Below are 23,858 nucleotides of genomic sequence, written 5' to 3'. Positions count from 1 at the left end.
ACGAACCTGTAAATCAAAATATATCTGCTATATAGTTAAAAACACCTTGACTTCCCTCACCGTACTTTCCGATAAATTCCGCGATTAGTCGATCGCTACACCTTTCTATAGCTTCAGCAATAGAACTTTGTGCTAAAACTTGACTGGCGGATAGACGCAAAACTTCAAACAAATTGACAGTGAAATCAGTATCTTCACTGACAAAATCCCACAGTTCTCGACCTATTAAAGTTATCATTTCCGAATTTGGCAAAATTTGCTTCAGCAAACCAAGTGTTACAGTTTTATTAGTTCTTTTGCCGTAAGCTATACCAATATAAGCGCGATCGCCCTCCTGAATTTTTTCCTCAATTTTGGCAGCCCAATATACTATCTGGTCTTTATCCATATCATTCGGGCCACTTTTTACCTGTATCCAGCATTTCTCGCCATCACTGGTAGTTTTAATGGCGTCCCATCCTGACTTGCCCGGTGGACTTTCTGCACTTTCAGAGCAAGATATCAATAGTTTTTGAATAAAAAATCCCATTGAAGTGACAATAGACCTAGTAGCCGTCATATAAACATTTAGCCTGACAACTTCTTCAGGAGTGTCCAGATTTAACGCCCTAATTAAAAATGGGTTGGGATGAATTTTCCCTAAAGTCAGATTTTCAACCATAACTAGCTGTCGCCCAGTAAAATCTCGACAAATACTGGCTAAAAAATTTTCAGCGATAGTAAGTTGCAGCGACAGCTTGCCTGAAGATATAAATCCTAAAATCCGTTCAATCTCATCGGGAGTAAATCTGAGCGCTCTTTTGCCCGATATGCTGCTGATGCCGTTTCTGAGTGTTGCGGCTTCTAAGTTAAAAAATTCTTCTAACTCCGCAAAGTGACTGGCGAAAGAACGAGACTTGCTCGCCGGGAGTCCTACTTCTTTTTCTAAAACAAAGGCTAATAATTCATGAAGTTGCTCTGACACTTTTATTTCTCCTAAACTTTGCTTTAAATATTAGTTAATTAAATAGAGAAAGCTGTTGAGTTATTTCTCGCCCTTGTACTCGATCGCCCTTAATTACCTGGCAAAGGTACTTACCGATCGCCTCTCCCAATAATACAGGAACTGCATTCCCAATTTGTCTGTATTTAGAAGCAGTCGATCCATAAAAAACCCAGTCGTCTGGAAACGTCTGAATTCGCGCGCACTCTCTGACGCTCAAAGGACGCAATTCATCAGGATGACACATATCTGTAGCCTTTTGATGGGGACTGGTTGTGACAGTAGGCGACGGTTTATCCCACGCCAAGCGTCGATAAAAACCAACTTTACCGCCTTCAGATTTATAAGCTCCTCCCATTGCTTCTTGTTGTAATTCGCTGGGTAAATGCCTCCAGTTTTGACCTGCTGTTAACAGGCGCAAATACTTGAGGCGACTTTCTGAGTAAGGGACAAATTCTGGCTGAGAATCTACTAAATCTTTTAATCCTTCTCTAAGCGTCAGCCATTTGGGTTTTTTACCAGTACCTTTCTGACTGTAATTGGGGAGTGGCAAAGTAACGGAATCATTACCTTTATAACCAATAAAAATTACTCTTTCTCTAACTTGAGGAACGCCGTAATCCGCAGTATTGAGCAAATCATACACAACTTCATAACCAATGCGTTTCATCTCTGCCAAAATCACTTGTAAAGCTGCACCGGGCATCTCATCAGCTTCTAACTGGGGGCAACCTAAACCTCTGCGATCGTGAGGTCGATGTCGAATCGGAGCTGACAGCAATCCCTTAACATTTTCCATGATAAAAAAGCGGGGTTTGATTTCGTCAACGATGCGTATGAAATCCATAAATAAGCTGCCGCGCGGATCGCCAACAGAGCCTCGTTTTCCGGCTGTGCTGAAAGGTTGGCACGGGGGGCCACCAGTCACTAAATCTACTTCATCAGCGCGCAGAGGCCTATCTAAACCTAAGATTTGTCCGCCTTCTTCTAATAAAGTTTGGGCGCTGACTTGGCAAATATCTCTCGGTACAGCAGATACGGATAAATGAGGACGATTTAGAGAGATTGTTTTGGTAGCATCAGGTTCGATTTCTACTAAACTTACTGTCTGAAATCCTGCTTTTTCTAGACCTAAATCTAAACCGTATGCTCCAGCAAAGAGGCTAATAGTTATCGGTTTGTTGTTAATCACAGGTTTTGCCTCAAGACTAGATATTGCTGGAATGAAAATTGTACTTTACTAAAATCTCAAAGCAAGAGCATCAAGCATATATTTACCCTTCTCCCGCCCGACTTCTTGGTATATATCCAAAAGTTCTTCGTAAGCAGTCTCTCCCCCTATAATATTCCAAAACTCATGTCCCATAATGACAGTTTGTTCAAAGGGCGTGTACTTCCTTGCCACTGACCATTTATAATCTGAACGATTTGGCCCGTAAGGATTGTCAGCCATAGCAGAATAAGATTGAGCATCGGGCCGAGACAGTCCGCACAGTAAATGATATCTCAGCAGGGGTTGAATTACCTCCAAGCATTGTCCTTTGTTGGGTTTCGATCCTTTAATTTCCAAGAAAAATTTCCTGCCGTCACGGGATAACACGTACAAATCTGCTTTGACCGATCGCGTAACTAAATGGTTCGTTTTTTGAGCCTCAAGAACAGCTTCAATCATTTCTTCCAAAGCAGGTTTATTTCCATTTTTGTCGGCTGACTGCTCAAATAGCGCTATCTGACGGTCAATTTCATTGATAGCCTCTATGCTAACTTCGCCAGAAATTTCATAGCTTCTGCGTGGTTCTTGGTGATGTTCCAAAGCAATGAGTTTTGCACATTCTTCATAAGTTGTGCCCAAGCTGCTGCTGAAACCTCTTTCAAACTCGTTAATCCGTAGCAAGTCTGACGGGACGATCGCACACAGTCCCGGCGACCCCTGGGTTTTTTAATTTGTGACCCCTAGGATGACGAGCGTTGGTGAGGAAACTTGACAAGCAGCGGCCACACAACTTTTTTTAAGCTGGCTAGATTGGGGAGTAGTTTAAAAAATTAACCCTATGGATTCACTAACTTTTTTGCAGAACATCAAGCTGACAGCGACAAGACAGGAGACTCCTGCCGAATCGGAATCTCAATAGTAAACTCTGTTCCCCCGCCTGGTGCAGAAATACACCCCAAGCTTCCCCGGTGTTTTTCCACTACAATTTGCCAGCTAATCGATAGCCCAATCCCTGTGCCCTTACCGGGGGGTTTTGTCGTAAAAAACGGGTTAAATACGTGGCGACGAACCTCTTCCGAGATCCCTGGCCCATTGTCCACAATTCGGACAGCTACCCAATTGCTGCTTGTTACTTCTGTGCTAATCCGAATCACGCTAGGATTCGCTTTAATTTCTTCTAGCGATCTCTGCGTGTTCCACTCGTCAATAGCATCGATCGCATTTGCAAGTACATTCATAAATACCTGATTCATTTCTCCCCCATAACAGTCCACTTCGGGCAGGTTTGGGCAATAGTCCCGAACCACTTCAATCGAGGGGCGGTCTGAGTTAAATTTTAGCCGACTCTGTAAAATCATCAGCGTGCTGTCGATCCCTTCGTGAAGGTTGACCGATCTCATTTCATATCCTTCTTGCCGTGCGAAGAGGCGCAAAGATAAAACGATTTCGCGGATGCGATCGGCTCCTAAGTACATCGATTTGAACATTTTAGGCAAGTCGTCTTTGAGATAATCTAGCTCGCTTGTGGCGATTTCTGCTTGTATATCTGGAGCCGGATTAGGATAGTGCTTTTCGTAGAGGTCAAGGATAGTGACCAAAGTTTTTGAATATTCCAGAGCATAAGAAAGATTTCCATAAATAAAATTAATTGGATTATTGATTTCATGGGCTACGCCAGCTACGAGCTGACCTAGCCCGGACATTTTTTCGCTCTGAATGAGCTGGCTTTGCACCTGCTTGAGTTCGTGCAGGGAATTTTCGAGCTCTAGGGCTTTGTGCCGCTCTCGCGCTTCCGATGCTTGCAAAGCTGCTTCTGCAAGCTTGCGTTCAGCAACCTCCTGGTTGAGGCGTTCATTCGTTTGGGAAAGTTCAGCGGTGCGCTGTTCTACTCGCGTCTCTAGCTCTTGTGTCAAAACTTGTAGGTCGGCTTGCGCTCGCTCGCGCTCGACAATTTGCGCCTGAAGCTTTTTAGTTAGATTTCGCAGATTCAGGTGCGTGATAGCCCGAGCTAAAACTTCTTCCTGTTGAAGGGGCTTAGTGATATAATCAACTCCCCCCACATTAAAGCCTTTGACTTTGCTTTCTGTATCGTCCAGCGCGGTCATAAAAATCACTGGGATATCTTTAGTTAAGTCATTTGTTTTTAGATTTTGACAGGTTTTAAATCCGTCCATCTCTGGCATCAGAACATCCAACAAAATTAAATCCGGCTGGGAATATTGCACTTTTTTGAGAGCGCTAGACCCACTGCGAGCTACCCAAACAGTGAAGCCAGATGCGCTCAAAAAATCCAATACTGAACCCAGATTAGTGGGCGTATCATCCACAATTAAAATGGTGCCTCTGTCTAAAGATTCGCTAGTCATTTTTACTCCTCATCTAAACTGTTGAACAAATTCTACTAATTTGTCTTCTTCAAAGTTTTTAGTTAATTCAAGCAACTGATTGACAAAAGGTGCATAACGCATATCTATTGCCTTCAGCTTGCTGGCTCGCTTCTCAATACTGAGGAGTTCACCTTTCATCGCTAAATCGAACAGGACTGCAACTTCTTCCGAAGGGGGAGCAATCATTTGTTGGTCTTGGATTTGGGAAGAGGCATCGGTAAATATACCTTCTGAACTGAAAGTTGTTCGCTCCTCATAAACCCATTCTAAACCTAAATGGTTTCCCAAGCATTCTAATAACTTTTCTGCCCGAATTGGTTTGAGGAGAAAAGCGTTGCAGCCAGCCTGGAAAATGCTGTGGGGATCGCCCGATAAAATGCTAGCAGAAGTTCCGATCGCGATTACATCTTTCAATGCAGGGATTTTTCTGATCCGCCTCACCGCTTCAAAGCCGTCCATGACTGGCATTACTAAGTCAATTATAATACAGTCCGGCTGAAATAACAGCGCTTTATTCACGCAGTCTTGACCGTCCGTTGCCTCCATTAATTCAAACCCAATAGGATCTAAAAGATTAACTAGGACAGAGCGATTTTCCCAGCGATCGTCAACTACTAAAATTTTCCGCCGATCGCCTGAGAAACCCCTGATAATTTTTTCAGGTTCTTTTTGATTTCCTTCCCAGGTTTCGGTAATAGGCAACTCTAACTCAAACCAGAAAATACTGCCTTTACCTACAGAGCTTTTTACTTTCAGTTCGCCGCCCATCATCTCCACTAATTGGCGACTAATTGGCAGCCCTAATCCTGTCCCCTCTATCTGGCTAACTGAACCGCTGGCTTGCTCGAAGGGCAAAAATATTTTTGAGAGTTCCTCCGGCGCGATGCCAATGCCTGTATCTTCTACTTGGAAAATAAATTTTGCTGTTAGGGATTGGGGATTGGCGATTGGTGATGACAAAGATTGCTGAGTCTCCAGCCTGTCTACTTTAAAACTAACGCCTCCTTTTTCGGTGAATTTTATGGCATTACCGAGTAAGTTGATGAGAATTTGCCGCAACCTTTTTTCATCGGCTTGGACGCAAGTGGGAAGTGGAGTTAGCGGTTCGTAAATCAAAGAGATTCCCTTCTGTTGGGCGCGAATCTGGCAGATTTCAGTAATGCCTTGGAGAAAGTCTGACAGGTGAAACTCGGTGAGGTAGAGTTCCATTTTTCCGGCTTCGATTTTGGACAGGTCTAGAACGTCATTGATCAGAGTTAGGAGGTGTTCGCCACACTGATGAATGATGTTAATACCAGAATTTTGCTGACTGGTTAAACCTGTGTCTCGTTTGAGGATTTGGGTATAACCTAAAATGCCGTTGAGCGGTGTGCGAAGTTCGTGGCTCATGTTGGCGAGAAATTGGCTCTTGGCGCGGTTTGCGGCTTCGGCCGCTTGCTCGGCTCGCTGTCGCTCTTGAATTTCCACTTCTAGGCTCGTATTTTTGGCTTTTAATTCCTCGGTTCGCTCTTCTACTTTGACTTCTAAAGTGTGATAGAGGTTGGCATTTTCTAAGGCGATCGCAGCTTGTCCCGATAGCATCCGCAACACTTCTACCCGCTTCGGCGTGAAAGCGCCAGCAATCACGTTGTTTTCTAGGTACAGGATGGCACTTAACTTACCTTGAGAGAGGATAGGCGCACACAAAATTGATTTTGGTTTGTGTTGGGCAATGTAGGGGTCGGCATTAAAGATTTCCTCGCGGCTGGAATCATTTAAAACGACATCTTTCTGAGTTCGGGTGACGTAATTAAGTACGGAGATAGGCACTTGCCCATAAGTTGATACTGGTAAAGATTCTAGCACTCGGACTCGATCTTTAGTCCCCGCCGCTTCTATAACAAGTTGACCCTCTTTTGAGAGAATAAGCGATCCAGTTTCAGCGCCGGCGTTTTCTATCAAAATTTTCATTAACTTGGTGAGCAAGTTAGGTAGAACAATTTCGCTAGAAATGGCAATAGATGCTTTCATTACAGTTGCCAAGTCTAGCAACTCTGGTTGACCGCCTGTAATGGTCAAAGGAGCAATTGTCATCTTAGGATCTAAAGGGGTTTCGGTGACCGCAGGCGATCGCGCTATTAATTGCGGGTATTTTTCTTCTAGATGTTTAACTTTAGCTAAAGCTCCCCAGCGCATATAGGCATAATAAGCATCGGTCATGTAGGTTCGGGCAATCTTTTCTTTACCCCATGAACAATAGAATTTAGCAGCGAGTTCCTGAGCTAGTGCTTCTTCGTTGATATACTCGTTTTCTTTAGCAAGAGCGATCGCTTTGTCGTACATCTCGATCGCTTCTACTTTTTCGCCTAAAACACGATATTTTTCGGCCTCTACTAAATAGAATTTATGCAGATGATTCATTGGGGCATACTGCGCCCATTTTTGCAATTTTTCTTGATTAGCTTGTACTCGGTTAAGAATGTCCTGTTGGTCGGACTGCGAAGTTTCAGGATACACAGCTAGCCGTACTAGAGAATCGTAGAAATAGAAGATAACAACAGTTAGCTGCCCTGTAGACGATCCGAAAGAACTTTCTACTTGAGGGATATTTTTTAAAGCTTCCGCGTAATTCTCAAACACATAACCAAGCGCAAGTTTGTGCAAGTATAAGTAATGAATTGCCAGTTGGTTGTTGGTTTGCTGATATAGCGGCAGCATTTTGTCTTCGTCGTAGACTTCCCCCTTTAACTGCCATATATTTTCGCTTCTTCCCATCATGTTTAAGACGGCTTGCCAACCGATTTTTGTATTATTAAGCGCTGTTTCTTGGCTAATTTTATGAATTGCATCTGTGTAAGTTGCTATCTCTCGTTCGAGCTGCATTAGTTGCTTGCCAACAAAAAACGAGTAATGACTCCACACCATGACGGCATAGCCAGCATATTCTAAATCTCCAGTTTCCAGCCCAGTAGAGAAAGCTGCCAGGAAAGGTTCTAAGGTATTTCGGACGTGTTCTTTCCAATGTTGAACAGCAGCATACACTAAGTGGCAAGTCTTGACTTCGATTTCTTTGGCATTTAACTTTGACACTAGACGTAAAGCTAATTGGCCCAACTCATAGCCCCGCTCAATATCTCCTACCGCCCCGCAAAGAAGAAGACTGTATAGCGCATATGCAAAGGGAGACACAGAAGCATTGCCATATTGAACGGATAAATCGACCTGTTTGCACACTGTTAAAGGCACCAGTGCGGGCATCCCAGAATAGCAAGCAGAAAATATACTTGACAAAATCCTGATCGCTGCTAATTGATAAGGATCGCTCATTTCAGGGAGATCGATTAAGTCCTCAATTCGGGTTCCGCTCAAAATTGCCGCAGTTTCCCCCAGCGCCTGCCCAATATCAGATGGGTTTGGCGAGTCGGGAAACTCTACCTCCAACTGCTTTAAGACTTGCAGCCCCGTATTCAATGCTTCGACCAGCTTGTTCTGCGCCATATAAGCTTGAATCTGGACTTCGTACACTTTTACTATGTCCAATAGCGTTTTGGCGCAGTTTTGTACTATCTCAACGAATCTCTGCATTCGGTCAAAATCACCACTCAAATATGCTGACTCTGCTGCTTCTTCATGCAGCCTTAATGCCAGTTCATACCGATTGTCCCAGCTATCTACCGCTAGCAGAGATAAACCCACTTGCAAATATTTGACGGCGGAATCGTGGGCTGTAGCAGCTTTCGCTTTCTGACCTGCAATCAGATTCAATTGGGCTAGTTCATATTTTTGGGATTCAGTGGTAAGTAAGTCAGTACCATAATTGAGTTGGTTAACTAAAGCGAAAATATTTTCTTTTCGGTCTTCTGGCGTTGTACTTTGCAGCAGCAGTTGACCGATTTTTAAGTGGGTCTCTTTTTTCTGCTCATCTGGAATCAAAGAATAGGCAGCTTGCTGCACTCGGTCATGTAAAAACTTGTAGTCAACCTTCACATCAGTTAAGGTAAAACCGCCCGATTCTTCCTGACTAAATACGAGGGGAATTTTGTATTCGTTGCTCAAAGGTAAAATCAACCCAGCTTGAAGGGCTGCCCACAATTGCGCTGCCGTGACTAAGGATGATTCCTGATTGACAATCGCCAAAACTTCTAAGTTAAAAGTGTTGCCAATACAAGCAGCAAATTTTAATACTTTTTGTGTATCTTCTGGCAATTTGCGTATGTTCCTAGCAATCAGTTCGACAACATTGTAATCAGTGATGCCGATCGCTTGAATTTGCTCGATATTCCATTGCCAACCCCCCTTTGTCCCCCCTTGGTAAGGGGGGATTAGGGGGGTGAAGTTATAAGTCAACAAATCTTCTTGATAGAGAGTTTTCAGGAGTTGACTTAAGAAGAAAGGATTGCCCTGCGTTTTATTAAAAAGTAGAGACGCGAAATTTCGCGTCTTTACAGACAGGGATTCCGAACCGCCAGATTCATTTAAAGTATCCGCAATTAATTCTTCGACATGAACTAGGTGTAATGGTTGAAGGACAATATTATTCACCGTCGCACCAGTTTGGCGAATCTTGTCAATTGTTTGAATCGTCGGATGAGTTGGAGAAACTTCGTTATCTCGATATGCCCCAATCAGCAATAAATACTTGCTATCAGAATCAGTTATTAGCAATTCAATTAATTTCAACGATGCCGAATCCGCCCACTGCAAGTCATCGAGGAAGATAACTAAGGGATGGTCAATAGTCGTAAATACGCCAATGAATTGTTTAAAGACGCGGCTGAAACGGTTTTGAGCTTCAGTTGCCCCTAGTTCTGCTACGGGTGGCTGTTTGCCAATAATTAATTCGACTTCAGGGATAACATCAATGATGACTTGTCCGTTATCGCCTAAAGCGGATAACAGTTTTTCTTTCCAAGTTCGGATTTCTACTTCGCCTTCGGTTAGAAGTTGCTGAGTTAAGGATTGGAATGCTTGAATCAGGGAAGCATAAGGAATATTGCGCTTGAACTGGTCAAATTTCCCCGCAATAAAATAGCCTCGTTGCCGCACAATGGGTTTGTGAACTTCATTGACCAAAACTGTTTTGCCTATCCCGGAATAACCGGAAACCAGCATTAATTCGGTGGTGCCACTGGCAACGCGCTCGAAAGTTTCTAGAATTTCTTCAATTTCTTTGTAGCGACCGTAGAGCTTTTGCGGTATATTTAATTGCCCTGCTTTATCCGCACTTCCAACAACAAAGTTGGAAATATCTCCGCTAGCCTGTAGTTGGATAAAACAAGTTTCTAAGTCAAATTTTAGTCCTTCAGTGCTTTGGTAGCGGTCTTCAGCATTTTTAGCTAATAACTTCATCGCAATCGCTGAAATTTGTGGTGGGATTTCAGGATTTAGCTGGTGAGGGGGAATGGGAGTTTTGGCAATATGGCTGTGTACCAATTCCAGCGGGTCTGTGGAATTAAAGGGCAACTCGCCTGTGAGCATTTCATAGAAGGTAACGCCTAGTGAATAAAAATCAGTGCGGTAGTCAATTGACCGATTCATCCGGCCAGTTTGTTCTGGCGACATATAGGCGAGTGTGCCTTCGAGCAAATCGGGATGGCTGAGCGTCGAATTTTCTCGCTCCAGGCGCGAAGCGATGCTGAAATCAATAATTTTAACTTTTTCAGTACCTGGGTTGATGATAATATTTTGTGGCTTTACATCTTTATGAATAATGTTATGTTTATGGAGTTCTGCTAAGGCCGAGACAAGCTGGAGGCCCAAAGAAAGGAATTGAATGATTGTGAGTTTTTTACCCTTCATCCAATCATTGAGAGACTCGGAGCCGGAATCTTCTAATATCAGTGCTAAACCGTTTTTATAGCTTTCTAAACTAATGGCTTTGATAATCGATTCTACGTTCAAGCTGTGCAGGATTTGATATTCGTGTCGCAAGCGGGTGATGTCCGAAAGAGTGGGATACTCAGCCTTTAGCCTTTTGACGATCACGCTGGAAAAGTCTGAATCCTTCCGAGCGCGATCGACTGAAGTTCTTATCCCGCTGTGGAGGGTTTCAACGAATTGATAGCCAGCTAAGTTGATGGTCATTGTTATTCTACCGATCGCAAGGGAATTGAGTGTGAGGTTAAGGCCGGTTTTAAAAGTTAATTATTATTGGAGCTGATCGTAACATAGTAATTTACTCAACAAAAGTGAGCTCATGTTTCGCTTCTGGCAATCATGGTCTCATGAGATTGTGTTGTTAACTGTGCTGCGTCAAGGCGCGTTTTGGGTGTTTGTTGGGGGATTAGTTGGCTGCACTTTCAAGGGGGGTGTCGATCGAGTGTTTTGCCGTTGCTGATAATTATCGTTGTCAACCATCACCTCAAACCGAATCATCTATCCATCCGCAAGCCGAACAATCCCAATGAACAGGCGGCGTTTCATACTGGGCGTAAGTCATTTCACATTGGGGACACCGGTCAGTAAACCGTGGGTGGGTATCCAAAAGTTCTAACTGTTTTTCTTTCTGGTGTCCACCGCTACCTCGGTTGCAGAATCAATTCGCCACCATAGTAGCTTGCCCCTTCGGCTTCCCACACTTCATCGGGTTCAGCGTTGGCGTCTGCTCAAAAGTCGGGGCAAGTGTCGGTGTCTGAGCCTGTGGGATGAACTGCACAGATTAAGTGTGGGTTGGGGGCGATCGAGGAGACAGCTATCGCATTCGGGAAGTTTGGGCATGGCGGGCGTGTTGGGGTTTTGGTTTTAGTTTGGCTCAAAATCAGAGTTGGCGGCGATCGCTGGCGCTGTGTAGCTTAGGCTCCCATTAGGTTCCTCGCTCCTTCAAGATAGAAAAGCCTGAGACGTTCGCCCAAAGGAGTCAAATCAGGCTCGCAGTTTAAAGGAGTCCTTAATAGTTCAACTTGTGCTCCATTTACCTCTGCCACCAAAACGAGTTCGTTTCCTGTTGCAGCTCCTGTAAACTTAGGAAAAAAATCATTTGGTAAAAATTCATTAGTGATGCCGTGCCTCTCCGAGAACTTTAGGTGAGTCCAGTCTATGTCAATTCGCTCGAAATCGCGGCTTTTCAAGTACGTTCTATTATGAACTGTACCAAAGCCTTTTCCAAGTTCCCTTGCAACAGTTCGACTCATGTTATAAAGTTCCCGATTAAGCTGTTGAGCAAGTTCTTTAAAAGACTGGCGTCGGGCATAATCAGATGAAGTTGATACTTTATTTTGAATTCGAGCAATATATTGTTGGGCATTGCGAGCGTTCTCAGTTTCAGAAATGCAAGCTATCAAGGCTTGTTGTAGCTCGGGTATAGATTGCCAGCGGTAGTCGATTTGAGTTCCAAAAGCTCGGTCAAAAATTCCATTCACTTTAGCCAGCAAATCATCAGGGATTTTAGCCAGAGCTTTTTGACTTTCCGGTCTTTGATGGGGCATTCTTCCTTCGTGGTCGAGCAAAGTGACAGGAGGCGAACCGACGATCACAAAAAATAATATCCCGCAGCATTGCGTAATATCTGCCCTGGGGTCGCGCTGCATACTGCTATTTACCTGGAGTTCGGGAAGTGCTAAAAATCTGTTTCCCAGTTGCTGCCAAGCGGGGGTTAAAATAGTTTTGTCAGTATCGGATTCATTAAACGATATGCCAAAATCTATAAGAACTGGAGCGCTGAGGTCATTGTTGCGGATGATAATGTTATCCGGTTTGATATCTCGGTGTACGATGCCAGCCTTGTGACAGTATAGTACGGTATCTAGAAGTTTCAGGACAAGATTAACAGCATCCCCAATCCCCATAGGTTGACCGAGCTCTAGGACTTGAGAAAGTGTTTTCCCTTCAATAAATTCACCAACCATGTAAAGCGGAACGTCGGCAGCAAATTGGTCGGAATTCGAGTCAATTAATTGCGGGATGCCGGGGCAATCGAGGGTTCTCAACGCAGCAACCTCTCTGTCCATTCTCTTGCGTCTTTCAGGATCTTTCTGATTTTTGAGTTTTTTTAATACACAAGTCTGAGACAAAATTTTAGGATCTTTAGGTTGGACAAGAAAAGTCTCGCCTTGTCCGCCACCACCAATCGGTTTGACTATTTCCCATTTTTCATCCCAAGGTTTGTTTTTCTGTTTGCTCATAGTTTTAAAAGTGTGGGTTGACGGAGATGATTACTCGTTCGCAAAGCGAGCAGAATTCATATAAAAATATTCGGGAGTTTTGCCTGACCATAATACAGTATATACTACACCATCCTGGGTTAGGCACTTAAGGCACAGCAGCACTTGGAGGCAGGCCCACACGCATCCACTGATACCGTAGCTGAGATAACGGCTTTCCGATGGTATGAGGTAAAGAAATATTAAGAAACCCCCGGTAGAGACTGGGTTATTTGAATCAAAACGCCAGCACCCCATCTAAAGTTTGCAACCAGAGAGCGGCCATTGGAGCGATCGCCAATGCTGTGTAGGTTCGCAGACTCAATAAAATTGGTGCCGACAAGCGTGAAATATTTTGGCAGACTAACTGGAATCAGCGCGGACTCACGGCATTTGTAGGTTTTTCGCTCGGCTTTCCCAAATAAAGAATACCGAGAGCAATTCTAGCTCCCGGTATGAGTTTTTCCAATTCCGTTGTTGTTAGGTAAATCCAATCAGGCTCAATTTGGTAAAATTTGTCTCACTCTTAAGCGCAGCATTCTGCGTACTGAGTTCACCATTCCTTACACCAAACGCCGATCGTTATTGCTTAGCCTGTTCTAGGGTCGGATTCGCTGGAGTTCCAGCAATTTCACCCAAGTTAATCTTGACGACTTTATTGCGAGCTTCAGTCACTTTGGGCAGGGTTAGCGTTAGAATGCCATCCTTGTATTCAGCTTGCACAGAGTCGTTTTGAATGTGTGCGGGTAAGGGAAGCGTCCGGTGGAATTTGCCGTAGCGGAATTCTGAGCGGACGTAGCCGGGTTTTTCGTCTGTGTTTTCGTAGCGGCGTTCGCCAGAAATAGAAATTGCTTCCCGAGTGACTTGAACGTCAATGTCTTTGGGTTCAATTCCAGGCAGTTGCGCTTTTAATACGAAGTTGTCCCCAGCATCAGCAAATTCCACAGCGGGCACCCAAGTGGCTTGTGAGTTATCTTTCGTTGTTGCCCGTTGGTCAAAAACTTTATCGAGTTGCTGGCGGATCGTTTCAATTTCTGTGAATGGTTGCCAATAGCGCATCAACATAATCTGTCACCTCAAAGATTGGTAAGACTTTATAACGAAAGTTTGGGTTTAAGCTCGTTGCTTACAGTTATCATGATGCCGCTTTCTAAGTAGGAGCAACAGCCAGGAAAACCCCACTGAGTTGGTCGTATTTACCAGAATGAACGTGAAAGAATCAGAATTAATTGGCAGTGAAGAAAACCGTACAAAGCTATTCCTAGAAACCGACTATACTGGGGCAACGCCATGATGAGCCAGCCGAGCGAACTCTGCACGGCGCGAGCCTCGGGGGAAGGAGCGCTGGTGTTGCCAACCGTACCAAAAATGCGGTGCGGGTGATGTGTAGCAGGGTAAGGACGTGCAGAGCGGGCGCAAGCTGCTTTCTAATAGCCATCGCTCTCTGAGGGATCTCGCATAATCCCGATCGAGCTTAAATATCTCCCTTATTTCTTCGCAGAGGCGGACTTAGTTTTGTGTAGTTGCGGTTTCAACCGCCGAACTATGGAGGGGGTAGCTTGTATTAACCACCCCCACTCAATCTATCCAAATTTCGTCAAGAACCGGAAAGCATCGAGTACGTGACTCGCGCAAACGTAAGGCGAAGTGTTGTAAAAAGCTTGCCAAGCCGCCGCTTTATCTTCGTCGTATTTACCGGCTCTTTCCGGGTATTTTCCTTGCCAATTCAGCCGGACTGCGTGACCGACTAATACATCTAAAACGATGTATTCTTCTACTTGCAATTCAGGGTTGCGCTGGGCGATCGCCGCCAACTCCATCAGCGCCTCAATATTGACTTGTCGGTATTCCGGCGCCACAATCTTATTCAGCAAATGCTCGATTTGTAGCGCGAAATTCTTTTCTCCCGGCGTCATTTCCGATAATATAATATGGCTATCTAACCGATTGCGCCGCTCTAATTTGTCGCCAATTATCAAGCCTTTGCAGTGCCGCAGCAGTCCCCAAACACTCGGATAAAAATCCTTCGGTACGCGATTGACTGCACCTTCCATTTGCCGCTTCCGCCGCCATCCTCCCGCAAGCATTTGCGGTTCTTCGGAAACTGGCGCTACTACCCATTCAATATCTTTTTCCTGCTGTTTGACCCGCAGGGATTCTTGCTGTTTGAGGATTTGATTCATTTCCTCGTATTCTGTCAACACTTGGCGCAGGCGATTTTTGATTTCAAAGGGACTTAGCTGCATTAAATGTTCGTAAGCTTCATTTTGGGTCACTCCCAATTCGCGGGCTAATTCGCTTGTTAACAGCAGAATAAAGTAGCTAACTCTCAGTGTCAGCAGACCTTTAAATAATTGCGGTTCTGCTTTAATTAGGACGCTGAGATAAATTAGAATTTCTTGGGTGAGAACTCGATCGCGAATATCTTCTCCGCAGAATTGGCGAATTTTGTCCATCACTTCCGTGTAAGAACCTGGTCGCGAAATTATCGAATCTTCGCTGTAGGCTTTCCCCACAGCAATTTGTTTTTGCCGCACCAAAATATCTGTCACCGCATCGGACAAGCTGATATCAACTTTGTCCAGCAAACCTGCGGCATGGCGGATGACTGCCCATTGGATTTTTGATTGCGAACTTTCTCCAGCTTTTGTATAAACTTCGTTGAGCAAATCCACAACTGTAACTGTTTCTTCGGCACCTCCAAATCCTGTATTAAAATTTAAGCCTTTGAGGCGAACTAGCGTGTGTAGCAACTCTATTTGTTCGTACAAGTTTTCGGAATTTCGCAGGCTATTTAGCAAGAATTGAGTATTAGTTTCGCACTCTAATTTAAATTCTTGCGTGTGACCTAAAGGCCAAGTTTTTTCAGGATTGTAAGTGAGATAGCTGCGCGTTTCTACTGCACCTGTTACCGGAGATTCGGTAAATTCAAAGTCGTGCATGAGATCAATTCTTTCGGTGCCGGCAGTCAGCATTAACTGCTTAAGGTTTCCGAGTTTAACAGGCGTGTTGTTACAGTGTCCATCCCGGAATTCCTTCATTAATTCTAACAACGCTTCCCGGCCGGTTTCCAGCATCGTATGAGTCAGCATCAGCGTTACCGTAGGGCGTCCCAACTGATACCAGTGGCGGTGAATGTGAGCTATTTCGCTCTTGATTTGAGCTACTAAAAAATGGTAATCTAAAGTTAAGTAAAACTCTTGTCGGTTCAAAAATGAGGGGAGAAATACGATCGCCTCTTCGCGAATTTTAAACACCCGAGAAGTTGTTAAACTCCGCAGACGGCGCACGGGGCGGCCGGTTAAGCCTAATTGGTCGTTGCGTCCAATTTGCGTGTAAATAGCTGATAATTCTTTAGTCTGGCGGACTTGAATTGGTTCTACCTGTTTTGGAGTTTGGGCGGCAATGCCGTTAGCCGCTAATTCTGCTTGCAAATCTTCGTCTTCAGCTAACAGTGCAATTTGCACTAAAGGTTCTCTCTGTTGGCCCACTGAGAGGTGCCTTCCCAGCGGGTCGATGTCGCCAACTGCGATTAATCCTTCGTTCAGCAATTGACCGAGAAAGTACAAACTTTGCGCCCAAACGAGGGGAATATTTTCATTGGGTAAGCGCTGCTGGCTGCGGGGATTTAGCTTTTCTGCTTCTATATTTTCGGCGGGGACGTAGTACAATTCTGGTAGCAGGGGCAAACCAGAGCGATCGACTGCTAGAGATTCCAAACGCTGCTGGTACTCTTGCACTTGGGCTTGATTTCCCTGAAATATGCCGTCCAAGAGCAAATAAGTGAAAAATAGCGGCCACTCGCATTCAATGTGCTCGAACTGCCTTAATTCTGTGGGTTCGTAGTGCAGGCGATCGGCATCTTCCAACACTGTTTGGTGTCCGTCCCGCAGAAACCGCTTGCAGCCGTATTTTCCTTGCAATTTGTCAATAATCTTATTTCGAGTCCGTTCTATTAATTCTCGGTCTTCAACAGCAAAAGCCGGAAAACTAATCACGCTCAATAAAGCAGCATCTACTTCTTTTGAACTAGATTCGCGAGGCAAAAGCGATTCCAAAGTTATGCGGCTTCTGGCAATTTCGTCTGGCAAAACGTGAATAACCGATGCTTGAGAGCCTTTAATTCCGAACAAATCTAACCCATTTATTGCTTCCAGCGCTGCTTTTGCCATGCCAACTGAACTGGCGTTCAATTCTGCATTGCCGCGATTGATTTTATGGCCTCTTTCCCAAATTCCGTAATCGGGCGTGCGGTAGGCTCTACCGATGTAGTAAACTAAATTTTGCACAAAATTGACTTCATCTATTGTAAAAATTACGTGCAGCCCGGAAGCCGTCATTTGAGCAAGAATTAATAAGAATATAGATGTAGCGTCTAACTGTAAATGGCCCCACTTGTCATCACCGACAACAATACTTCCAGTTTGAGTGTTGTATTTAGCGTGCAGGGCATCTAGGGGCGACTGAGTATTTTTAAAATGTTCTACTTTGCTCGATTGCTGCATCATCGCAAACAGCAATCCGCGCATCAGTTTGACTGTGCTGTGTTCAAGTTCAAATGTCCTGCCCTGATCACCATCAATTTTGCGGTAAGCTAAACCCAAACCCCAAACCGCGAGAATGCTGTACACGTTGTCACGCACCCAGGCATCGGTGTAGTCGCCGTGGGCGTTAACGGCGGTACTCGCCGGCAGCAAACCAGTAATTGGGTTCTGGCGCTTGAGGATGATGTTTTTGATTTGCTGGTAGTAATAATCTAACCTGGTTTGCCGCTGGGTTTTTGCGATCGCCATTTCGTTTTCCTTCTTTTTCCTGATGCGAATAGATTTGCGGTGAATAGACTTTTAAATATATCAGATATTAGATCATTTCTCAAGTTATCCAAACACAAAAAGGTAATTGCCATGTCTACCCAAAACCACAATAACAACAGCATTCCTTTCGTGAAAGTTGTCTACTCTACAGTGAAAATTAATGGTAAAATTGAGCTAGTACCGATGGAATGGTACGCTGACGGGTCTGTCAAAAAAATCGAACACTAATGCTCGATCGCACTTGGCTGGCAAACTCTAAGGAACTTGCGCGACCCGTCGCTTACAAAAAAACCGGTTTCTGGGCCACCGAACGATGACTTAACAGACTTTTGGTGGCACAAACCGGGTTTTTTGCGACCAAAACTGCTCTAGCGTCGATCGCCAATCTCAGCTAATTTAAATAACTAGGTGTGTAGGAATCTCAAAGAAAAAAATATGGATCGATCGCAGCCGCAATTTTCAGTGCTGGGACTACCAGTTCACATATTAGATGATTATGCAGGTTGGCTGATGCAGCGCCTGCATCAAGGGTTAGGAAGTCACGTCGTGACGCTGAATGCTGAAATGGCGATGCAAGCCGAGCAAAATCCGGCTTTAGCAGATGTAATCCGCAAAGCAGAACTGGTCATTCCAGACGGTTCGGGAGTGGTGCTGTACTTGCGGATGCGTGGCAAACCGGCGCAGCGCTATCCGGGGATTGAATTAGCAGAATCGCTGCTGCAACAAGCTGGAAAAGTGCCGGATTCGGAACCACTATTTTTCTTTGGAGGTTCCCCGGGAGTAGCGGCTGCTGCTGCAGAAACTTGGCAGCAAAAGGTTAACGGATTGTCGATTGCTTCTCAACACGGTTATCTTTCGGCAGAGGAAGAAAAAGACTTCCGTGAAAGCCTCAAAAAAATGCAGCCAAAACTGATTTTTGTAGGCTTGGGAGTGCCGCGCCAAGAATTTTGGATTGCCGAACACCGACACCTTTGCCCTCAGTCAATTTGGGTGGGAGTAGGCGGCAGTTTCGATATTTGGGCGGGAACAAAAACCCGCGCGCCGGCTTGGTTTTGCGACAATCATTTAGAATGGCTGTACCGACTTTATCAAGAACCTTGGCGGTGGCGCAGGATGTTAGCTTTGCCACAATTTGCCTTGAAAGCTTTGGGGGATTTTAGAGCTTAAAAGCGGCCAGCACAAAATAGGTTGGTAGTGAGGGCTTTAGTTATCATAAAATTCTGATAACTTAAGTCCTCACTACGAACCTATTGCCATTAGACAATGTAAGGAGAATCGATCGGCTTTGCCCGATTAATCGCCACCAAAGTCTGGTAAATCAAAGCCGAAATCTCAGCCCGGGTAATATCCCGCTGCGGCGAAAGCCAATCGCGGGAAGGATAATTAACCACAATCTTCAAAGCAGTTGCTGTGGCGATCGCACTTAAAGCAAAATTAGGAATTTGAGAACGATCGTTGTAAACTTTCAAAGAATCAGGATTGCCGCCCTTGAGTTCCAAACCGTTAACCAAAGATACGATCGCCTCACTCTTAGTCAAATTCTGATTCGGGCCGAACTTCAACCCCGGAAACCCCGCCAAAAACCCCCCCCGATTTGCCCGTTCGATCGCACTTCTCGCCCAAAAAGTAGCAGAAACATCAATAAAATTTGTAGCCGGCACCCTCGGAATCGGACTAAACGCACTCACCAACAGCGCCGCATATTGAGCACGGTTTAAACTCTCATCAGGCCGAAAAGAACCGTCAGGAAAACCGCTAATTATATTCGCCGCAGCCAAAGCTTCAATAAACTTCTGTGCCCAATGTCCAGAAATATCGCTGAACACCGCCCCGCCGATATTCGGATTGCCGCCACCCTTTCTCACCGCAGCTTGCACAGCTTTCAAAGCATTCACTTTCCCGTAACCAAACCAATCGCTGCGACCGTTGTTAGGATCGTAATTTCCCAGGCGATTGCCCAACTGGGGATCGGGATCGAGATCGACAATTTTCTCAGCAGTTTGTTCGAGAATTCCCCGCACTTCCCGCGCCGTCAAACGGGGGTTAGCCGAAAGTATCAACCCTGCAACCCCAGCGACTACTGGAGTGGCGCTGGAAGTACCGCCAAAAGTATCAGTATAGTCCCCCCAGTCGTAGCCCTGATTCCCGACTCGATCGGCAGTAAACACCCCCAAACCGGGCAAATACTGCGTCACCTCCGGCGGCGTGGCGATAAATCCGGTTTCGGGCAGCCAAGTTCCCGGCGGCGCGTTGTTGCTGGGGGCGCAAACCGAGATGCTGCTGCCCCAATTGCTGTAGGCTGCTTTTTTGTTGAGGGAAGTGGAAGCGCTGACGGCAATTACGTCGGGGTGAACGGCAAATCCGTTTAGCCATCTAGTTTGACCCTCCACGACTTTGTTGGGCCAGCCTTTCTCGTTAACAGTACCGTTGACTGGGCGGTTGGCATTCCCAGCAGCGAACAGAATAACGCAGCCTCTGCCGCCCCGCCCTTGGGTGGCGGCTTTGGTGATAACGGCACTCTGCCGCAGGGAAAGGGGATAGTAAACTGCCGCAGGCCCCCAACTGCAAGAAATGACGGCGGCCCCTTTTTCGATCGCCCAATTAAATATTTTTTCGACAGAATTGTCATCGAGAAAACCACTGGTACGGATGGGCATCAGGGCGCATCCGGGGGCGACGCCGACAATGCCTTTGCCGTTTTCTTCAGCAATGGCGACGCCGGCACAACTTGTGCCGTGGTTGTCTGAGTCGGCGACTGGCATCGGGGAGGTATCGCCCTCTTTGAAATCGATGGGTGAGACAATTTTGCCTTGGCCTTGAAAATCTGGGTGGGTGATGTCAACTGAATCGTCGGCGATTGCAATTACGATCGATCGAACTCCACGAGTCATGTCCCAAGCTGGTTCTGCATAAATTTGAGCGCCGCCGACAAGTTCCTTGCCGCCTTTGTTGTTGAGATACCACTGTTTGGGATAAAGCGGATCGCGGGGCGTGTAATGCTGCTGCGTCTCTACTAAAATGTTGGGTTCCGCAACGAGAACTTCTGGATATCTTGTCAGGCGGTTGGCAATTTTGACCGGGTTTTCTGTTGCTTGTTTTGTGACTTCGCAGACGAAGGTGTTGGGAATTCCTTCTACTGGCCGGACTATTTTTAAAGCTGCTGCATTGGCGATCGCCTTTCGCGATTGTTCGTCTACTTGTTCGCCAAATTGAATCGTAATTTGGTCGGTTAAATAAAAGAATGTACTCGGATTGTTCGCGGGGCAATAGACGTGGCTGGCAAAAGCTACGGCATCGCTGGCGCGGGCTGCTTGCATTGCTGCTTCTAGGTTAGAGGCCGCAACGAGATATTCATCGAGATTGCTTTGGCCGACGCGGCGGTTGAGTTTTGCCCCAGTTGTTGCAGTCCAATCGTTTGAGGCTGATGCTGTTGATGAGGGGCGGACTGTAAAGCGATCGTCCGCTTTTGACAGCAGCAATTCGTCGCCGCCGCGCTGCAAAATCACTGCCAGACTTTCTTCTGGAACTCCGATACCTTGATAATTTTGGAGAATGTCGGAGGTCGGTTTGCCGGGTTGTACCATCAGAAATGTTCCTGTTTGACTTTGATGTCTATTTATCAAACATATTTATAAGCCGTCAGGGATGTTTTTACCATGAGGGGTTTGAAACTGTAACTAACAGCGGTAGTTTTTCCATCAGTCCGCGTCGGACTTAGTTTGTGCGATCGCGTTGCTAGCGGTTTCAACCGCCGAGTCTTTTTCGAGATCAGCGAGTTTTTCAGATAAACACGCTCAAATAAACACGCTAGGATTAACATTTAAAAATTCTCCCAGCGCCTTAGCTTGCGCCTTGCTAATCGCCCGTTTCCCATTAACCACCTCAGAGACTACTCCTTTGGAACCAATCACGCCCACTAAATCGGCTTGTTTGAGTTCGCGAACTTCCATGAAATGCAATAGAACATCCCGGGGAGTCACTTCGGGATCTGGGTAATATTTTGATTCGTATTCTTCGATCAACAGCCCCCAGAGACTCAGTAAAGTTTCTTCTTCTACTGTTAATTCTTCCTTAGACATCAGAAAATCAACTTCTGCGAGGGCAAGATCATTATCTTCTTCGTTCAGGATTGGCTTAGGCTGAGATTTAGCCAGCAGTTGACCGTAAGCTGTTTTTTCAATTGTGATGTTCATTTCTCATTCCTTTGCTTGCTTACTTAGACATGGTTCTCAAGTAGAAGGTGGGTGTTTGTTTCTCGGCATCATGATTTTGACGTTTGGAGTAAATGTTTTGGAGTGATTGAATACATCAGGGAATCTGTAATGTTTTCCTGATGATTTTAGTGGAACTTAACCTATTTTATGTTTGACTTCATCTTCATCATTCCACTTGATATTGTCATATTCGCTATGGGTTAAAATTTTTTTAAAATATATAATTTTGGCGGTATAGTTGATTTTTACGATTAATCTATACTGATTGCCTTTAATATTAAATATGGTATATCCACAGACTTGATCGACCGATTTGGAATATCCCTGTCGAATCTCTTCTAGTGATTCCCAATCGTTGTCTTTGATGGCCTTGCGCCCGACTGCGATCGCAGCCTTGGCATCGTCGGAGTAGGATTCGATCGCACTCTCCAGATTTTTCTTGGAAATTAGCCTCATTCCAGTACCGTTTTTTACACGACACCTCTATGTTCTCACTATGAGAACATACTGTCAAGTCTCTACTTGAATTTTTCCTAAAAAGCTTTTCTCCCGATCGAACCCTTTGACATTTCAACAAATTTGGTTTACACTTAGCCGGTTGCGATCGCCAATGGTAAGATCGGCTCAAGCTAAATATTTTTTTAAAGCGCACAGGCGCAAAGTAATTTCATGGTATACTCTGGAACTGTTTGCTGGCTTCGCTCCACTGCCCGGATTACGATCGGGGCGATCGCAGCTTTTACCCTGTTGCAACCGCTCCAAGTCCAAGCACAACAACCTTCTGGGCCAGAGAACCAACCGCAAGTCGAACCCGCCGACGACCCCACAGACCCCAACAATCTTCGCCCTCTGACGCAAGACAGCAGCCTGCTGAGCGTCCAAGGAGGCCAGCGTTTGATGACAGAAGCCAGCAGTGCTATTTCCAATCAAAATTACACACTCGCCAGTCAAAAACTCCAAGAATCCCGCCAAATTTTCAATCAACTGTCCAACTTCTACCAACAACTGGGGAGCAGTTTTGCCGGAATTGACATCCGCTTGGCCGAAAGCCACCGCACCAAAGCTGTAGAAACAGCCCAAATGCGGGACGAAGCTACCTACCGGCTGGCGTTGGTACACCGGGCGCAAAATAAGCCCGAACTTGCTGTGCCCCTGCTGATTCAGATTATTCGATCGCAGCAGCCAACTCGCGACTTGGGCAAGAAAGCTTACCAGCAGTTACTGGAATTGGGTTTTGTGGATTCGCCCTTTCCCCGGCCAGCCAGCAGTCAACCGAGCTCATCGACAAAATAGTTCCACTAAAATCTAAATTACAGCCGTTTATCAGAGAAACCAATGGTTACACCGTCTCAAGTAGCAGAAATGATTAAGGCAGGGTTGCCCGACGCTAAAATAGAAGTTGAGGATTTGACCGGTGGCGGTGACCACTACCAGGCGAGAGTAGTCTCTGCAGCCTTTGAAGGAAAAAGCCGAGTACAGCAGCACCAACTGGTCTACGGTGCTCTCAAACAGGCAATGGCTAGTGAAGCCATCCACGCTTTGGGCTTGGAAACCTTAACTCCCGCAGAATGGGAAGCGAAAAGTCAAGTTGCTTAATTGTTGACTTGCAAGTGGGTATCACAAATTTGTGCGGGTGTCAATAGTTGCTTGAAATACAACTGCTCCACTTAGGCACAAAAACCACAAAAACCCGGTTCTTTTACCGGAATCTATGGCTGTAACGAAAGATTTTCGTAAAAAACGCGGTTTCTGCGTCAGTCAACGTTTAAAAATTTTCAAACAATATTAGGACCTACCATGAGTACAACAGCACATCAAAGAATTGACGAGTTGGTTAAGCAAAACAAAATCATGGTGTTTATGAAGGGCAATAAGTTAATGCCCCAGTGCGGTTTTTCTAATACTGTGGTGCAAATTCTCAATACTTTGGGAGTGCCTTACGAAACTGTGGATGTTTTGGCAGACCAGGAAATTCGTCAAGGCGTTAAAGAGTATTCCAACTGGCCGACAATTCCCCAAGTTTATATCAACGGCGAGTTTATTGGTGGCTCGGATATTATGATCGAGATGTATCAAAAGGGCGAATTGCAAGAAGTTGTAGAAGTGGCTTTGGCTTCTTAAATTAGACAGA

At 45.3% G+C, this 23,858-nt stretch carries 17 protein-coding genes; 5 read left to right on the top strand and 12 right to left on the bottom strand.

Annotated elements, in window-relative coordinates; all coding sequences use genetic code 11:
• Positions 1 to 13: 13 nt before the first annotated feature.
• The 9 genes from QUA71_RS14310 to QUA71_RS14270 all read right to left on the bottom strand — a co-directional run bounded on the left by QUA71_RS14310 (position 14) and on the right by QUA71_RS14270 (position 17,492).
• Positions 14 to 964 carry a PmeII family type II restriction endonuclease gene (locus QUA71_RS14310; protein ID WP_333285855.1) on the bottom strand — a complete coding sequence of 317 codons (951 nt, stop codon included), beginning with the start codon at positions 962 to 964 and terminating at the stop codon, positions 14 to 16.
• Between the two features lie 34 nt (positions 965 to 998).
• Positions 999 to 2,174: a DNA cytosine methyltransferase gene (locus tag QUA71_RS14305; RefSeq protein ID WP_333285853.1), complete on the bottom strand. Its 1,176-nt coding sequence runs from the start codon at positions 2,172 to 2,174 to the stop codon at positions 999 to 1,001.
• Between the two features lie 48 nt (positions 2,175 to 2,222).
• Positions 2,223 to 2,900 (bottom strand): TdeIII family type II restriction endonuclease, encoded by a 678-nt coding sequence (locus QUA71_RS14300; protein ID WP_333285915.1) that lies wholly within the window; start codon positions 2,898 to 2,900, stop codon positions 2,223 to 2,225.
• Positions 2,901 to 3,061: 161 nt separating this feature from the next.
• Complete coding sequence (locus QUA71_RS14295) at positions 3,062 to 4,561, bottom strand: response regulator (RefSeq protein WP_333285851.1); 1,500 nt, start codon at positions 4,559 to 4,561, stop codon at positions 3,062 to 3,064.
• Positions 4,562 to 4,570: 9 nt separating this feature from the next.
• Complete coding sequence (locus QUA71_RS14290) at positions 4,571 to 10,645, bottom strand: AAA family ATPase (protein ID WP_333285849.1); 6,075 nt, start codon at positions 10,643 to 10,645, stop codon at positions 4,571 to 4,573.
• 168 nt (positions 10,646 to 10,813) lie between these two features.
• The gene (locus QUA71_RS14285) at positions 10,814 to 10,936 is read right to left on the bottom strand and encodes a hypothetical protein (RefSeq protein WP_333285847.1); all 123 of its coding nucleotides are present in this window, start codon (positions 10,934 to 10,936) and stop codon (positions 10,814 to 10,816) included.
• Between the two features lie 416 nt (positions 10,937 to 11,352).
• Entirely contained in the window at positions 11,353 to 12,681 is a 1,329-nt protein-coding gene (locus tag QUA71_RS14280; RefSeq protein WP_333213840.1) for a serine/threonine-protein kinase, read from the bottom strand.
• A gap of 600 nt (positions 12,682 to 13,281) precedes the next feature.
• Positions 13,282 to 13,764, bottom strand: a complete 483-nt coding sequence (locus tag QUA71_RS14275; RefSeq protein ID WP_333285845.1) for an Hsp20/alpha crystallin family protein — start codon at positions 13,762 to 13,764, stop codon at positions 13,282 to 13,284.
• A gap of 518 nt (positions 13,765 to 14,282) precedes the next feature.
• Positions 14,283 to 17,492 carry a glycoside hydrolase family 15 protein gene (locus QUA71_RS14270; protein ID WP_333285843.1) on the bottom strand — a complete coding sequence of 1,070 codons (3,210 nt, stop codon included), beginning with the start codon at positions 17,490 to 17,492 and terminating at the stop codon, positions 14,283 to 14,285.
• Between the two features lie 111 nt (positions 17,493 to 17,603).
• Here QUA71_RS14270 and QUA71_RS14265 point away from each other — a divergent pair, with 111 nt between their 5' ends.
• Entirely contained in the window at positions 17,604 to 17,741 is a 138-nt protein-coding gene (locus QUA71_RS14265; RefSeq protein ID WP_006634028.1) for a hypothetical protein, read from the top strand.
• A gap of 207 nt (positions 17,742 to 17,948) precedes the next feature.
• Positions 17,949 to 18,680, top strand: a complete 732-nt coding sequence (locus QUA71_RS14260) for a WecB/TagA/CpsF family glycosyltransferase (RefSeq protein WP_333285841.1) — start codon at positions 17,949 to 17,951, stop codon at positions 18,678 to 18,680.
• An 89-nt stretch (positions 18,681 to 18,769) separates the two neighbouring features.
• Here the strand turns inward: QUA71_RS14260 and QUA71_RS14255 are convergent, their stop codons facing one another.
• The 3 genes from QUA71_RS14255 to QUA71_RS14245 all read right to left on the bottom strand — a co-directional run bounded on the left by QUA71_RS14255 (position 18,770) and on the right by QUA71_RS14245 (position 22,183).
• Positions 18,770 to 21,097 carry a S8 family serine peptidase gene (locus tag QUA71_RS14255; RefSeq protein WP_333285839.1) on the bottom strand — a complete coding sequence of 776 codons (2,328 nt, stop codon included), beginning with the start codon at positions 21,095 to 21,097 and terminating at the stop codon, positions 18,770 to 18,772.
• A gap of 210 nt (positions 21,098 to 21,307) precedes the next feature.
• On the bottom strand, positions 21,308 to 21,706 hold the full coding sequence (locus QUA71_RS14250) for a transcriptional regulator (protein ID WP_333285837.1): 399 nt from the start codon (positions 21,704 to 21,706) through the stop codon (positions 21,308 to 21,310).
• A gap of 156 nt (positions 21,707 to 21,862) precedes the next feature.
• Positions 21,863 to 22,183, bottom strand: a complete 321-nt coding sequence (locus tag QUA71_RS14245) for a type II toxin-antitoxin system HigB family toxin (protein WP_333285835.1) — start codon at positions 22,181 to 22,183, stop codon at positions 21,863 to 21,865.
• Positions 22,184 to 22,396: 213 nt separating this feature from the next.
• Between QUA71_RS14245 and QUA71_RS14240 the strand changes: the two genes are divergently transcribed.
• The 3 genes from QUA71_RS14240 (at position 22,397) to grxD (ending at position 23,848) form a co-directional block, all read left to right on the top strand.
• On the top strand, positions 22,397 to 23,020 hold the full coding sequence (locus QUA71_RS14240; RefSeq protein ID WP_190734082.1) for a hypothetical protein: 624 nt from the start codon (positions 22,397 to 22,399) through the stop codon (positions 23,018 to 23,020).
• Between the two features lie 42 nt (positions 23,021 to 23,062).
• Entirely contained in the window at positions 23,063 to 23,323 is a 261-nt protein-coding gene (locus QUA71_RS14235) for a BolA family protein (protein WP_190657703.1), read from the top strand.
• Positions 23,324 to 23,524: 201 nt separating this feature from the next.
• Positions 23,525 to 23,848, top strand: a complete 324-nt coding sequence (gene grxD / locus QUA71_RS14230; RefSeq protein ID WP_190657705.1) for a Grx4 family monothiol glutaredoxin — start codon at positions 23,525 to 23,527, stop codon at positions 23,846 to 23,848.
• Positions 23,849 to 23,858 lie beyond the last annotated feature (10 nt).

It is taken from the genome of Microcoleus sp. MON1_C5 (genome assembly GCF_036701875.1).
In the GTDB taxonomy this organism is placed as follows: domain Bacteria; phylum Cyanobacteriota; class Cyanobacteriia; order Cyanobacteriales; family Microcoleaceae; genus Microcoleus.
This window is presented reverse-complemented; position numbering and strand designations above follow the sequence as displayed.

Excerpts from the sequence above, each read along its gene's own strand:
- QUA71_RS14270 (WP_333285843.1), bottom strand. The coding sequence starts at position 17,492 with ATGGCGATCGCAAAAACCCAGCGGCAAACCAGGTTAGATTATTACTAC.
- QUA71_RS14260 (WP_333285841.1), top strand. The coding sequence starts at position 17,949 with ATGGATCGATCGCAGCCGCAATTTTCAGTGCTGGGACTACCAGTTCAC.
- QUA71_RS14240 (WP_190734082.1), top strand. The coding sequence starts at position 22,397 with ATGGTATACTCTGGAACTGTTTGCTGGCTTCGCTCCACTGCCCGGATT.
- QUA71_RS14235 (WP_190657703.1), top strand. The coding sequence starts at position 23,063 with ATGGTTACACCGTCTCAAGTAGCAGAAATGATTAAGGCAGGGTTGCCC.
- QUA71_RS14255 (WP_333285839.1), bottom strand. The coding sequence starts at position 21,097 with ATGGTACAACCCGGCAAACCGACCTCCGACATTCTCCAAAATTATCAA.
- QUA71_RS14275 (WP_333285845.1), bottom strand. The coding sequence starts at position 13,764 with ATGTTGATGCGCTATTGGCAACCATTCACAGAAATTGAAACGATCCGC.
- QUA71_RS14245 (WP_333285835.1), bottom strand. The coding sequence starts at position 22,183 with ATGAGGCTAATTTCCAAGAAAAATCTGGAGAGTGCGATCGAATCCTAC.
- QUA71_RS14295 (WP_333285851.1), bottom strand. The coding sequence starts at position 4,561 with ATGACTAGCGAATCTTTAGACAGAGGCACCATTTTAATTGTGGATGAT.
- grxD (WP_190657705.1), top strand. The coding sequence starts at position 23,525 with ATGAGTACAACAGCACATCAAAGAATTGACGAGTTGGTTAAGCAAAAC.
- QUA71_RS14280 (WP_333213840.1), bottom strand. The coding sequence starts at position 12,681 with ATGAGCAAACAGAAAAACAAACCTTGGGATGAAAAATGGGAAATAGTC.
- QUA71_RS14290 (WP_333285849.1), bottom strand. The coding sequence starts at position 10,645 with ATGACCATCAACTTAGCTGGCTATCAATTCGTTGAAACCCTCCACAGC.
- QUA71_RS14265 (WP_006634028.1), top strand. The coding sequence starts at position 17,604 with ATGTCTACCCAAAACCACAATAACAACAGCATTCCTTTCGTGAAAGTT.
- QUA71_RS14285 (WP_333285847.1), bottom strand. The coding sequence starts at position 10,936 with ATGATTCGGTTTGAGGTGATGGTTGACAACGATAATTATCAGCAACGG.
- QUA71_RS14250 (WP_333285837.1), bottom strand. The coding sequence starts at position 21,706 with ATGAACATCACAATTGAAAAAACAGCTTACGGTCAACTGCTGGCTAAA.